The organism is Actinoplanes flavus, from assembly GCF_017592555.1.
Lineage (GTDB): Bacteria > Actinomycetota > Actinomycetes > Mycobacteriales > Micromonosporaceae > Actinoplanes > Actinoplanes flavus.
The window spans coordinates 93,951-106,525 of the sequence record NZ_JAGFNS010000026.1 but is presented as its reverse complement, the minus strand read 5'-3'; the positions used below and the strand labels follow the sequence as shown (position 1 = coordinate 106,525).

At 72.2% G+C, this 12,575-nt stretch carries 15 protein-coding genes; 10 read left to right on the top strand and 5 right to left on the bottom strand.

All coding sequences use genetic code 11. The features are described from left to right. Window positions 1–54 precede the first annotated feature (54 nt). The 4 genes from J5X75_RS32240 to J5X75_RS32225 are packed head-to-tail and all read left to right on the top strand — an operon-like array spanning window position 55 to window position 3,162. Entirely contained in the window at window positions 55–954 is a 900-nt protein-coding gene (locus J5X75_RS32240; protein WP_208471377.1) for a hypothetical protein, read from the top strand. Further along, window positions 951–1,376, top strand: a complete 426-nt coding sequence (locus J5X75_RS32235; RefSeq protein ID WP_208471376.1) for an ABA4-like family protein — start codon at window positions 951–953, stop codon at window positions 1,374–1,376. Before J5X75_RS32240 ends, J5X75_RS32235 begins: the two co-directional genes overlap by 4 nt. A gap of 5 nt (window positions 1,377–1,381) precedes the next feature. Further along, complete coding sequence (locus J5X75_RS32230; protein ID WP_208471375.1) at window positions 1,382–2,536, top strand: sensor histidine kinase; 1,155 nt, start codon at window positions 1,382–1,384, stop codon at window positions 2,534–2,536. Beyond that, a complete protein-coding gene (locus J5X75_RS32225) occupies window positions 2,533–3,162 on the top strand; it encodes a response regulator transcription factor (protein WP_208471374.1) in 630 nt (209 codons plus the stop codon). The genes J5X75_RS32230 and J5X75_RS32225 overlap by 4 nt, the downstream gene beginning before the upstream one ends. Window positions 3,163–3,166: 4 nt before the next feature. On the opposite strand, the gene J5X75_RS32220 is transcribed toward J5X75_RS32225, so the two are convergent. After that, window positions 3,167–3,649 carry an NADPH-dependent FMN reductase gene (locus tag J5X75_RS32220; protein WP_208471373.1) on the bottom strand — a complete coding sequence of 161 codons (483 nt, stop codon included), beginning with the start codon at window positions 3,647–3,649 and terminating at the stop codon, window positions 3,167–3,169. A 192-nt stretch (window positions 3,650–3,841) separates the two neighbouring features. Here J5X75_RS32220 and J5X75_RS32215 point away from each other — a divergent pair, with 192 nt between their 5' ends. The 3 genes from J5X75_RS32215 (at window position 3,842) to J5X75_RS32205 (ending at window position 6,888) form a co-directional block, all read left to right on the top strand. Further along, window positions 3,842–4,366 carry a winged helix-turn-helix domain-containing protein gene (locus J5X75_RS32215; RefSeq protein ID WP_208471372.1) on the top strand — a complete coding sequence of 175 codons (525 nt, stop codon included), beginning with the start codon at window positions 3,842–3,844 and terminating at the stop codon, window positions 4,364–4,366. A 219-nt stretch (window positions 4,367–4,585) separates the two neighbouring features. After that, on the top strand, window positions 4,586–5,626 hold the full coding sequence (locus tag J5X75_RS32210) for a S1 family peptidase (protein WP_208471371.1): 1,041 nt from the start codon (window positions 4,586–4,588) through the stop codon (window positions 5,624–5,626). A 113-nt stretch (window positions 5,627–5,739) separates the two neighbouring features. Further along, window positions 5,740–6,888: a cytochrome P450 gene (locus J5X75_RS32205; protein WP_208471370.1), complete on the top strand. Its 1,149-nt coding sequence runs from the start codon at window positions 5,740–5,742 to the stop codon at window positions 6,886–6,888. An 8-nt stretch (window positions 6,889–6,896) separates the two neighbouring features. On the opposite strand, the gene J5X75_RS32200 is transcribed toward J5X75_RS32205, so the two are convergent. Next, the gene (locus J5X75_RS32200; protein ID WP_208471369.1) at window positions 6,897–7,610 is read right to left on the bottom strand and encodes a hypothetical protein; all 714 of its coding nucleotides are present in this window, start codon (window positions 7,608–7,610) and stop codon (window positions 6,897–6,899) included. A 134-nt stretch (window positions 7,611–7,744) separates the two neighbouring features. Here J5X75_RS32200 and J5X75_RS32195 point away from each other — a divergent pair, with 134 nt between their 5' ends. Next, window positions 7,745–8,659 (top strand): serine hydrolase, encoded by a 915-nt coding sequence (locus J5X75_RS32195; RefSeq protein WP_307798393.1) that lies wholly within the window; start codon window positions 7,745–7,747, stop codon window positions 8,657–8,659. On the opposite strand, the gene J5X75_RS32190 is transcribed toward J5X75_RS32195, so the two are convergent. Genes J5X75_RS32190 through J5X75_RS32180 form a run of 3 tightly spaced genes read right to left on the bottom strand, consistent with a single transcriptional unit; the run spans window position 8,637 to window position 10,497 of the window. Next, window positions 8,637–9,227, bottom strand: a complete 591-nt coding sequence (locus J5X75_RS32190; protein ID WP_208471368.1) for a DedA family protein — start codon at window positions 9,225–9,227, stop codon at window positions 8,637–8,639. The two genes, J5X75_RS32195 and J5X75_RS32190, sit on opposite strands and share 23 nt — an antisense overlap. Further along, a complete protein-coding gene (locus J5X75_RS32185; protein WP_208471367.1) occupies window positions 9,224–10,000 on the bottom strand; it encodes an MBL fold metallo-hydrolase in 777 nt (258 codons plus the stop codon). Before J5X75_RS32185 ends, J5X75_RS32190 begins: the two co-directional genes overlap by 4 nt. Further along, window positions 9,997–10,497, bottom strand: coding sequence for a DUF1990 domain-containing protein (locus J5X75_RS32180; protein WP_208471366.1), 501 nt, complete (start codon window positions 10,495–10,497; stop codon window positions 9,997–9,999). Before J5X75_RS32180 ends, J5X75_RS32185 begins: the two co-directional genes overlap by 4 nt. Before the next feature lie 77 nt (window positions 10,498–10,574). Here J5X75_RS32180 and J5X75_RS32175 point away from each other — a divergent pair, with 77 nt between their 5' ends. Together J5X75_RS32175 and J5X75_RS32170 are read left to right on the top strand one after the other, a co-directional pair. Next, complete coding sequence (locus tag J5X75_RS32175) at window positions 10,575–11,546, top strand: diacylglycerol/lipid kinase family protein (RefSeq protein ID WP_208471364.1); 972 nt, start codon at window positions 10,575–10,577, stop codon at window positions 11,544–11,546. After that, the gene (locus tag J5X75_RS32170) at window positions 11,543–12,559 is read left to right on the top strand and encodes a YihY/virulence factor BrkB family protein (RefSeq protein ID WP_208471362.1); all 1,017 of its coding nucleotides are present in this window, start codon (window positions 11,543–11,545) and stop codon (window positions 12,557–12,559) included. Before J5X75_RS32175 ends, J5X75_RS32170 begins: the two co-directional genes overlap by 4 nt. The last annotated feature ends 16 nt before the right edge of the window (window positions 12,560–12,575 follow it).

Here is a 12,575-nt window from a genome sequence, read left to right as displayed (position 1 = left end):
CACGACGGCCGCCGGTCGGGCGACCCGGGCCGTTCCCGGGACGAGCCTGAGGGTATGACCACCGTCGATTCGCTCCTGCGCAGCCCGGTCCGCTGGAACCGGCCGCTGCTCTGGCTCACCGCGGGCGCCGCGGTGCTGGCTCTCGTCTCGGCCGTCGGGATCGTCGCCGACGACCGGATCCTCACCGGCGTACCGATCTGGCTGAAGCCGTTCAAGTTCGCCGTCTCGTTCGTCCTCTACTCGTGGACGCTGGCCTGGATGCTGGCGGTCCTGCCCCGCCGCAGCCGGGCGGCCGAATGGTCCGGGATCGTCATCGTCGGCGTCGCCGTGGTGGAGCTCGCGATCATCGTGACCCAGGTGGCCCGCGGCACGACCAGCCACTACAACGTGGCCACGCCGTTCGACGCGATCCTCTGGTCGGCGATGGGCACCTCGATCATGGTGCTGTTCTTCGCCCAGGTGGTGATCGGGGTGGTGACGCTGCGCCAGCGGATCCCGGACCGGGTGGCCGCCTACGCGATCCGGCTGGGCCTGGCCGTCTCGCTGCTCGGCATGGCGCTCGGCTTCCTGATGACCTCGCAGGTGACCGACGGCGGCGCGATCGGGGCGCACGCGGTCGGTGTCGAGGACGGCGGGCCGGGCATGCCGATCACCGGCTGGAGCACCACCGGCGGCGACCTGCGGATCAGCCACTTCGTCGGGCTGCACGCCCTCCAGGCGCTGCCGTTGCTGGCCTACGCGATGGGGCGGTGGACCGGCTGGGTGCCGCGCGCGCGGGCTCGCCTCATGCTGATCCTCGGGTGCGCGTACGCCGTACTCGTGATGGTGTTGACCTGGCAGGCGCTGCGAGCGCAACCGCTGCTGCAGCCGGACGGGATCACCCTGGCCGCGCTGGCCGCCGTGGCGGCGGTGACCACCGTCGCGAGTATCGCCGTGGTCCGGAGGACGACGTGACCGAGCTGCTGTTCGACCTGACGTTTCTGCTGGCCGTGCCGTTCTGGGCGCTGATGATCCTGCTGCCGCGATGGTCGTGGACGCACCGGGTCGTCCGGAGCCCGCTGATCGTCCTGCCGATCGTGGCGATCTACGCGGTGCTGGTCGTGTCGAATCTCCGCGAGGTGTGGGCCGGGGTCAGCGACCCGACCCTGAGCGGGGTGCGCGAGCTGCTGGGTTCCGCGGACGGCGCGGCCGCCGGCTGGGCCCACATGATCGCCTTCGACCTGTTCGTCGGCCGCTGGTCCTACCTGGACAGCCGGGAGCGTGGCGTGCCGGCCCTGGTGATGGCGCCGATCCTGCTGCTCACCATCATGCTCGGGCCGCTCGGGCTGGCCGCCTATCTGGCGGTGCGCACCGGGTGGCCGAAGCGCCTAGGCTGACCGGCATGGGCTGGGCGGGTCGTCTCCTCAACGTGCGGGACACGCTGCCGCGGATGGTCCTGCTGGAGCTCAGCGGGGTGTCGTACCTGCTGGTGACCTGCCAGACCGACCACCCGCCGACCGGTCCGCAGTGGACGCTGGCGATCGTCGCGTTCGGGGTCGGCCTGCTGCTGCACAACCGGCAGCCGGTCAACCTGGCGGTGCAGACCGTGCTGTTCGCGGTGGCGCTGAGCGTTCTCGACGACTCGACGATCAACCAGGTCGGCACCGCGTGGGCGCTCGGCGAGCTGGCCTTCTGGGCGCCCCGGTTCGCCGTCGTGTGGGCCGGCGCCGGGGCGGTCGCCGCCGTCTATCTGCTCTTCGGGCTGCCCGGGTCGGGCGACTCGGTGACCGAGGCGATCGTCGGGCTGGGCACCAACCTGGGCCTGCCGATCCTGCTCGGCACGGTCGGGCGGACCAACCAGCAGCTGGCCGTGCAGGCGATGCGCCGGGCCGAGTCGGAGCAGCGGGCCGCCCGCGCCGACGAGCGGAGCGCCATCGCCCGGGAGCTGCACGACGTGGTGGCCCATCATGTCGCGTCGATGGTGCTGCGGGTCGGGGTGGCGCGTCACGTGCTGCCCGGGATCGACCCGGAGACGGCCGCCGTCTTCGACGACGTCCATCGGACCGGGACGGCGGCCTTGGCGGATCTGCGGCGGCTGGTCGCGGTGCTGCGAGACCCCGATGGCGTACGGGGAGACGCCGCCCTGACCGCGATCGAGCCGTCCGCCCTGCCCGCCGCGCTGGACGGCGCCGTGGAGACGGCCCGCCGGGCCGGGGTGATCGTGGAGGCGGAGATCGATCCGGCGGTCGGCGGCCTGGACGCGGTCCGCGGTCTCGCCGTGCTCCGGCTCACCCAGGAGGCGCTCACCAACGTCGCCAAGCACGCCGGCCCGGCGGCCACCGCCCGGCTGCGGGTGTCGGTGTCCGGCGCCGACGTGGACTGGGAGGTCGCCGACGACGGTGGCGCCCGGGTCGCGCGGCCGGAGACGCCGCCCGGCGGTGGGCACGGGCTGACCGGGATGCGGGAGCGGGTCGAGGTGCTCGGCGGGGTGCTGACGGCCGGGCCGTCCGGGCCCGGCTGGCGGGTGGGTACGGTGCTGCCCGGGGAGGCGTCATGATCCGGGTGTTGCTCGTGGACGATCAGCAGCTCGTGCGGGCCGGCCTGCGGATGCTGTGCGACGCGGCGGACGGCATGGAGGTGGTCGGCGAGGCCGGGGACGGCCGGCAGGCGGTCGAGCTGGCCGCCCGCCTCCGGCCCGACGTGATCGTCATGGACCTGCGGATGCCCGGTGTCGACGGGATCACCGCCACCAGCCGGATCATCGGCGCCCGGCCGGCGGCCCGGGTCCTGGTGCTGACCACCTTCGGCGACGACGACCACCTCTACCCGGCTCTCCAGGCCGGGGCCTGCGGTTTCCTGCTGAAGGACGCCCCACCGGACGAGCTGCTGAACGGGATCCGGCAGGCGGCCGCCGGGGAGAGCCCGTTCAGCGGGGAGGTGCTGCGGCGGCTGGTGCGGCGTGCGGTCGAGGCCCGCCCGGAGGCGCCCCGCCCCCGGGCGGCCGGGCTGACCACCCGGGAGGAGGAGGTGCTCGGCCTGGTGGGTGAGGGGCTGAGCAACGCCGAGATCGCCGAGCGCATGCACATCGGGGTGACCACGGTGAAGACGCACATCACCGCGCTGATGACGAAGACCGGTAGTCCGAACCGGGTACGCCTGGCCCTGCTCGCCCACCGGTCCTGACCGGTCACCAGTCCAGCGCGGCCGCGTACTTCTGAGCGATCACGGCGGACTCGGCCAGGTCGGCCTCCAGCACCGGCAGGCCCGGCCGGACCACGATGGCGCCGAGCTCGACCAGCAGCTGTCGCAGGATCGCCTCGGCCGCGGCGGCCTGCGGCGCGACGCCCGCGGTGACCACCGGGACGCTCAGTTTTCCGGCCAGCGCCTGTGCCGGCAGCCGGTCGAGCAGCACCTTGAGCACGCCGGTGTAGCTGCCCTTGTAGGTGGGTGTGGCGACGACCAGGAGGTTCGCCTCGGTGATCACCGCGAGCGCGGCCGCGGTCGCCTCGTCACCGGGGGTGAGCAGGCCGGCGCCGAGCGAGCCGACCTCGATCACGTGCGGCTCGGGTGACCCGAGCTGACCGGCGATCGCCTGGCCGACCGTGATGGCCAATGTGGATGTCCGGGACCCGGCCCGGGGGTTGCCGGAGATCACCACGATTCCCGCCATGTCGGTGCACCTCTCTCGAATCTGGCCTGTACAAGCTCCCCACATATCCTAGAGAAATAGTAGGGAATTTTCACCATCGCGAATATGACGCCCGACACTGCTTGCCCGGATGCCTATCTAACAGATAGGAAATGTATCCTTGCGGAGCGCCACCCGCAATCGCGAGGTGCTCCCCCTGAGAAGGAGACAGTCATGTCAGCTCTCGCCGTCGCACACCCGCACACGACGTACTCCCGCCCGGTCCTGCTCCGCCCGGTGCCCGACCCGCCGCCGGAGGCCGGCGCCGACGAGCCGGTGACCGTGACGATCAGCATCGCGGGCGGCGCCGGCGGCCGGGAGCGGGTGCTCGCCGCGCTGCGCGAGCTGGTGCACGCGGCCGCCGCCGTGGAGGTGGGCGAGTCCGTCACCGCGCCCGCCGGTGGGATCCGGCTCGACCCGCTCGCCCGTACCGCGTTCCGTGGCGCCCGTCCGCTCGAGCTCAGCCGCCTGGAGTACGACCTGCTGCTCTTCCTGGCCCGGCACCCCCGTCAGGTGTTCAGCCGCGCCCAGTTGCTGACCCACGTCTGGGGTCACCGGCACACCACCAACCGCACGGTCGACGTGCACGTCAGCCGGCTGCGCACCAAGCTCGACGACCCGGAGCTGATCACCACGGTGTACGGCCTGGGCTACCGCCTCGCCGACGACGCCGGGATCACCGTCGTCGACCACGGGTGACGCCCGTGTGTCGATGTAGGTGCCGTGCCGGTCAGCGGCGTTCATCCCGAAAGGGTTATAGGCCCACGGTATGACGCCATCGTTTCGCCTGCTCAGAGTGCCGTTGACCGGCAATCGGTGATCGTTCACACATCTTGCAATTAGATAGATCGATTTAAATACTTGCGAGCACGGGCGCGCCGGACCGGCGTGCCACCCCCGTTCCCCCAGGGAGGAACCGTGCTCAACCCCAAGCTGCGCCGGCCGATCGTCGGCCTCGCCGCGGGCATCCTCGTCGCCAGTGGACTCGCCGCCTCACCCGCGACGGCCGCCCCGGTCACCGGTGACCCGTCCTTCGCCCCCTCCGCCCTCGCGAGCGGCCTCGACGCCCGACTGGGCGCCCGCGACGCCGGCTCATACATCGACGCCTCCGGCAAGATCGTGGTCAACGTGACCGACGCGGCGACCGCCGCCGAGGTGACCGCGGCCGGCGCCACCGCGCGCTACGTGGCCCGCAGCGGCGCCACCCTGGCGGCCGCCGACGAGAACCTCAAGGTCAACCTCAAGACCCCCGGTACGGCGTTCGCCATCGACCCGGTCAGCAACCAGGTCGTGGTCAGCGTCGACGAGACGGTCACCGGCGCCAAGCTGGCCGCCGTCCAGGCCACCGTCGCCAAGCTCGGTGACGCGGCCCGCATCGAGTCCGTCCCGGGCAAGATGACCATCAAGATCTCCGGTGGCGACGCCATCTACTCCGGCGGCGGCCGCTGCTCGCTCGGCTTCAACGTGCGCAACAGCGCCGGCACGTACTACTTCCTCACCGCCGGTCACTGCACCCGCGGCACGTCGTCCTGGAACAACGGCTCGGTGACGCTCGGCACCACCGCCGGCAGCAGCTTCCCCGGCAACGACTACGGCATCGTCCGCTACACCAACACGAGCATCACCAAGACCGGCGGCGTCGGCACCTCGGTCGACATCACCTCGGCCGCCACCCCGGCGGTCGGTGCCACCGTCTACCGCCGTGGCTCCACCACCGGCACCCGCTCCGGCCGGGTCACCGCGCTCAACAGCACGGTGAACTACGCCGAGGGCTCGGTCTCCGGCCTGATCCGCACCACCGTGTGCGCGCAGCCCGGTGACAGCGGCGGCTCGCTCTACTCCGGCACCACCGCGCACGGCCTGACCTCGGGCGGTAGCGGCAACTGCACCAGCGGCGGCGTCACCTACTTCCAGCCGGTGGTCGAGGCCCTCAGCGCGTACGGGGTCTCGGTCTTCTGATCCCACGGCCCGGCGTGAAGCGACCGTTCGCTCTCCGAACAGAGCCGGGCCGGAACGGGCGCCCGCCTCCGATCACTTGATCGGGGGCGGGTGTCGTGTATCACAATCCATGGATGACCACAGTCGACAACAGCCGCAAGGTGGACCGGGGCGAGCGGGCGCCGGGTTGTCCGGTGCGGGCCGGCGCCGACGGCGTCTGGCACATCCAGGACTACCCCACGGCCCGGGCGTTCCTGCGGCACACCGACACCCGGCAGGCCGGGCTCGGCATCGAGAACGCGCTGCGGCACGCCGGCCGGATGCGGCTTCCGATGCTCTACCGGGACGGGCCGGAACACCGGGAACAGCGCCGGCAGACCGCCCGGTACTTCACCCCGAAACGGGTCGAGACGGCGTACCGGGATCTGATGCACCGCCTCGCCGACCAGCAGTGCGAGGTGCTGCGGCGGCGCGGCGCCGCCGACCTGTCGGCGCTCTCCTTCCAGCTCGCCGTCGCCGTCGCCGCCGAGGTCGTCGGCCTCACCGAGAGCCCGCCCGGGATGCCCCAGCGGCTCGACCGGTTCTTCGCCATCCCCGACCCGAACGCACGCGGGCTGTCCGCCGTCCGGCAGAAGGCCTTCAACAACTTCGTCCTGATGTCGTTCCTCTGGCGCGACGTCCGCCCGGCCGTCGCCGCCCGTCGCAAGGCCCGCCGCGACGACCTCATCTCGCATCTGATCGACGAGGGCTGCAACACCGCCGAGATCCTCGGCGAGTGCGTCACCTTCGCGGCCGCCGGCATGGTCACCACCCGCGAGTTCATCACCGTCGCGGCCTGGCACCTGCTCACCGACGAGATGCTGCGCGAGCGGTACACCACCGGTGACCAGAACGAACGGGCCGCGATCCTGCACGAGATCCTCCGGCTCGAACCGGTGGTCGCCGACCTGCTGCGGTGGACCACGGCCGACGTCGAACTCGGCGACGTCACCATCCCGTCCGGGGCGCGCGTCGACGTCGGCGTGGCCGCGGCCAACCTGGACGCCGCCGAGGCCGGCGCACAGCCCGGCGCGGTGTGCCCGGGACGGCAGATCGGGGCCGGTCTCTCCTTCGGCGACGGCGCCCACAAGTGCCCCGGGGCCCACATCGCCATCCAAGAGACCGACATCTTCCTCAGCAAGCTCTTCGCCATGCCCGGCCTGCGCATGATCCAGGAGCCGACCGTGACGATCCGCCCGGACATCGCCTCCTACGAATTGAAAGGGATGATCCTGGCGGTGTAGACCTGTCGTCAGGCGTCGTGGGTCTTCTCCTCGCCGCGGCGGCGCAGCATCTTGAGACCGGGCAGCCCGGCGATGGCGAGGTGCAGGTCCTCGGTCACCTCGAGCAGCTTGTGCAGGTCCGGCCCGACCTGGTCGAGCTTGCCGAGCAGCGGCATCACGTCCTGGACCAGGTGCCGCTGGAGGGCCGGCAGCTCGTCGACCATCCGGATCGCGGCGGTCACCTCGTCCGGCGTGAGCTCGGCGACGAAATGGGCGGCCAGCGGGGCGGCGTCACGCAGCGTGGGGGAGTAGTCGCCGACGAGCACCTCGACCTCGCCCGCGACGCTCTTCGCCCGGGCCGCGATGGCGGTGACCTCGCCCAGGGCGGTGGCCGCGTCGCCGACCACCACGCCGGCCGCCTCGGCGGTCACCGACGCCCGCCGGATCAGGTCATCGGCGGTGGTCGCGACCGTCGCCGCCTCCTCCACGGCCAGGGTCGCCGCGGTGGTGAGGGCCCGCACCTCGGCCACCGTCCGCTCGGCCGCGGCGGCCACCGCGGTCACCCGCTTGATCAGGTCCTCGGCCTGGGCGACGGCCAGGGTCATCCGGTTGACCAGCAGCTCGGCCTGGCCGATCAGCCCGATCGCCCGCACCGGAATGGTCGCGGCCGTCGCCGCCGTCTCGATCACTTTGCCGGCGGCTGCCACGGTCGCCTGGAGAGCGGAGGACACGAGAGAGGCCATGTCTCCATTGTGCGCCGCGGGCGCACCCGCCGAATGGTGACGGACCGTGCCGGTATGGCAGCCGAGCGTCGAAAGTCGGGAATCCACAGGATTCCGGTGAGCCATGGAGGGCACCGGCACGGCAGTATGCATGGGTGCGACGTACCCGAAATCTGATTCTGATGGTGGCCGCCGCCGGCATTCTGGGGGGATCCGTCCTGGTGGCGAAGGGCATGCTGGGCGACGGCGAGGGCGGCGGGACCGGCCCGCTCGCCGGCTCGTTCCAGGACGCCCCGAAGGCGTCGCCCACGCCGACCGGCCCCACCCCCGAGGAACTGGCCGCCATCGAACGAGCCAAGCGGGTCAAAGCGCTCGACGCGGCCCTCAAGACGTACGCGTCCGGCAAACCGGAATTCTCGGTCGCCGTCTTCGACCGCAAGACCGGCCAGACGTACGCCTACCGCGGCGACGAGAAGTACGAGACCGCCAGCGTCGTGAAGGTGCAGGTGCTCGCCTGCCTGCTGCTCACCGCCCAGGACGACGGCCGCAAGCTGACCAGCAGCGAGAAGTCCCTGGCCGACAAGATGATCCGGTACAGCGACAACGCGTCCACCACCTCGCTGTTCGGCAAGATCGGGCGGTACACCGGGCTGACCGCCTGCAACAAGCGTCTCGGCCTCACCCAGACCAAGGTCAACAGCTCCTGGGGCCTCACCCGGACCACCGTCAAGGACCAGGTGAAACTGCTGGACCAGCTGGTCGACGACGAGAGCGAGCTGTCCGAGGCGTCCCGCGCCTACGCGCACAAGCTGATGAGCACCGTCGCCCCGGACCAGGACTGGGGCGTGCCCGCGGTGGCCAGGACCGGCGAGGAGGCCACCGTCAAGAACGGCTGGCTCCAGCGCTCCACCGAGAGCAACCTGTGGATCATCAACACCGTCGGCCAGGTCACCGGGGACGAGACCGACGTGTCGATCGCCGTGCTGTCGCACACCAACAAGACCATGAACGGCGGGATGGCGCTGGTCGAGAAGGTCGGCAAGATGACTAGGACGTACTTGAAGTACTAGCGCGCGCCGCCCGCCGCTCCCACCACCGCGAGATCCAGGTGATCGACTGGTTCACCACCAGGATCACCACGATCGCGGCCAGCACACCCTGCCACGGCTCGGGGAAGATCGACGCCCCGAGCAGCCCGATCGTCGTGTAGACCAGCGACCACAGCACGCAGGCCGGCATGTTGGCGATCACGAAGGTGCGCCACGACACCCCGGCGAAGGCGGCCGCCAGCAGCACCGGCACCCGCCCGCCCGGGATCAGCCGGGACACCAGCAGCACCGTGACCTGCCGGCGCTGCAACCGGGCCCGGACCGCGGTGAGCCGCTCCTCGTCGTTGAGCCAGTGCAGGCGGCGGGCCAGCTGCTCGCCGCCGTACCGGCACATCGCGTACATCACCAGGTCGCCGGTGTAGGCGCCGGCCGCGCCGGTCGCGACCACCAGACCGATGGCGTACGGGTGCTCGTGCAACGCGTACGCCGCGGCGCTGCTGACCGCCGCCCCGGTCGGCACCACCGGCACGATCGCCCCGAACGCCACCACCAGGAACAGCCAGCCGAGCGCTCCCAGCGTGTCGATCACGCGGCCGGCTCCAGGCTGAACCGCTCGCCGTGGGCCAGCACCCGGACCCGGCTCTCCGGCGCCACCCGGGCGGCGTGCTCGGCGAACCTCTCGCCCGGCCGGTCGAACATGTGCCGCCGCACCCGGCCCATCCCGATCGGCCACAGCGTGCCGTAGTGCACCGGCACCGCCCACGACGCCTTCACCCGGCGCAGCGCCTCGGCGCCGTCGGACGCGTCCAGATGCCCGTGCGAACCCAGGGTGGGACCCCAGCCGCCGACCGGGATCAGCGCCAGATCCAGCGGGCCCAGCTCGTGCATCCCGTCGAACAGGCCGGTGTCGCCCGCGAACCACGTCCGCGCGGCGCCCTCCACGACGAAACCGATCGCGATCGCCCGGTCCCTCGACCACGGGCCGCGGCCGCCGTCGTGCCGCGCCGGCACGGCCCGGATCCGCACGCCGCCGACCACGGTCGCCTCACCGGGCGCCAGCTCGACACATCGATCCCCGGCCTCGGTGCCCATCACCCTCGCCGTGAAGGCGGCGGCTCCGCGGGGCACGATCAGGAGCGGCTTTCCCGGTACGGCGCGGAGCGACCCGACGTGGAAGTGATCGGCGTGCAGGTGGGAGAGCAGGACCGCGTCCGGCGTGCCGGGCAGTCGCGGCGACGGGCCGGCCATCCGCCGCAGGTGGGCGAGACGGCCGGTGAGCACCGGATCGGTCAGCAGCGTCGTGCCGGAATCCGCGAGCCACACCGTGCTGTGCCCCCACCAGGTGACCTCGGTCGTGCTCACCGCCCTACGGTACCCAGGCGGCGCACCGCCCAGCCGCACAGCCGCGCGTAGGCGTGCTGGAATCCCACCGCGAACGGTCCGGCCAGCCGCATGAACGTGCCCGCCGGACGGGAGAACGCGGTGACCGTGAACCACACCCGGTCCTGCTCGTCGCGTTCGGCCAGGAACGCCTCCTCGCCGGTCGCCGGATGCCCGGGCCGGGTGCCGTAGGCGAACCCGATCCGATCGCTCTCCTCGACCGTCCAGACCACCTCGCACGGCGCCCGCAGCGGCCCGATCCCGACGGTCAGCAGGACACCGGTGGCGGCCCGGTCCGCGTCCGCCGTGATCCGCGTCCCGATGGCCCGGTGCATGCGGAAGGTGAGGATCGCCTCACCGGCCCGGCGCAGCACCTCCTCCCCGGTCCCGATCCGGGTGCGGTAGCGCAGATGGTGGTAGCCGGACGGCAGGTGCCCGGTCCGGGTGAACCCGACATGCGGGTAGGTCAGTTCGGTCACCCGTGCAGTGTGCCCTTCCTCGCCCGGGAGCGGCCGTCGAGTCGCCGCCGTGACATGACTCCGGCACACTGAGCGACGTGACTGGACCCCGCTCAGCGGTCGTGGTGAACCCCACCAAGGTGGCCGATCCCGATCACCTTCGGCGCACCCTCCACGAGGGGCTGCGCCGGGCCGGCTGGCCGCAACCGACCTGGTACGAGACGACTCCCGAGGACCCCGGCCGCGGCCAGGCGAGACGCGCCGTCGCCGACGGCGCCGAGCTGGTCTTCGCGTGCGGCGGCGACGGCACCGTCACCGCGGTGGTCACCGCGCTGGCCGGCACCGGCGTGGCCCTGGCCGTGCTGCCCGCCGGCACCGGCAACCTGCTCGCCGCCAACCTGGGGCTGGGCAACGATCCGGCCACCGGGCTGGAGGTGGCGCTCGAGGGCGGCCGGCGCCGCATCGACGTCGGCGCCATCGACGACCGGTGCTTCGTGGTGATGGCCGGGATGGGCTTCGACGCCCAGATGCTCGAGGACACCTCGGAGAAGGCGAAGAAGCGGATCGGCTGGCTGGCGTACCTCGGCGGTGCCGCCAAGCATCTGCTGGACCGGCCGATGCGGGTCCGGATCCGGCTCGACGGGGGCCCGCCCATGCCGCGCCGGCCGGCCGCCGTGATCGTCGGCAACGTGGGCCGGCTCCAGGGCGGGGTGCGCCTGCTCAGCAAGGCCGAACCGGACGACGGCCGGCTCAACGTGGCCATCCTCAGCCCCACCAATCTGGCCCACTGGGCGGCGCTTGCCTGGGCGGTGCTCAGCCGGCGGGAGCGGGTGCCGCTCATGGAGACCTATACCGCACAGCGCGTGGAGATCTACAGCAACCGGGCACGGGCCCGCCAGCTCGACGGTGACACCATCGCACCCGGCAAGGTCATGAAGATCCACGTCCGGCCGAAGGCGCTGCTGCTCTGTGTGCCGCAGCCCGACGCCGACCCGGACCTGGCGTACGACGCCAGTGCGGCCGCGCGCCGCGCCGAACCGGTGCGGGAAGCGGCGGAGGAGAAGGCTTGAGCAGCACCGAACCCGTACCCGAGACCCGGATGATGCCGGGCGACAAGCTGTCGGCCGACGACGCGTTCCTGGCCCTGCGGCACTATGGCCGCTGGCCGCTGCTGCACGACGCGTTCGTCCGGTTCCGGTACGGCGACGGGTTCAGCCACTCCCGGGCGTTCGCCTTCCAGCTCTGCCTCGCCATCGTGCCGTTCCTGATCGCCCTCTCCGGGCTCGCCACCGACCTCGGCGTCGAGGACGGCGGTCAGGTGGTCGCCGACACCGTCATCGCCCTCACCCCCGGCGCCAGCGAACCGCTGGTCAAGGACCTGCTGATGGACGACGAGCGCACCGAGGAGGCCGGCGAGCTGGCACTGGCCCTCGGCATGATCACCGGCCTGTTCGCGCTGACCAGCGCCATGGCCCAGATCGAGCGGGGCGCCAACCGCATCTACGGGGTGGAACGCGACCGGCCGGCGCTGGGCAAGTACCTGCGGGCCGCGATCCTGGCGCTGGTCGCCGGGCTGCCCGCGCTCTTCGGCTTCCTGCTGCTGGTCGCCGGGCGGGCGGCCGGCGAATCGGCGGAACGACATTTCGGGCTGGCACCCGGCCCCCGGCTGGCCTGGGACGTGATCCGCTGGCCGCTCAGCCTGGCGCTCATCGTCTTCGCGGTCGGCCTGCTCTTCCGGCACTCGGTCCGGCGTAACCAGCCGGCCCTGTCCTGGCTGCTGTTCGGCGCCGTCGTGTCGACCGTGCTCTGGTGGCTGGCGAGCCTGCTGCTGGCCGGGTACATCCGGGTCAGCGACGGGTTCGGGGCGACGTACGGGCCGCTCACCGCGATCATGGCGCTGCTGCTGTGGGCGAACCTGACCGGCATCGCCCTCTTCCTCGGCCTCGCCTTCGCCGCCCAGTTGGAGGCCCGCCGGGTCGGGGTCAGCCGGCCCGCCCTGGAGGACCGCTGGGAACCCGACGCCGAACCGGAGATCCCCGCCCAGCGGGCGCCCGGCGGTGTGACAGCGGACCCGGCCGGGTAAGGAACGGCGCACCCCG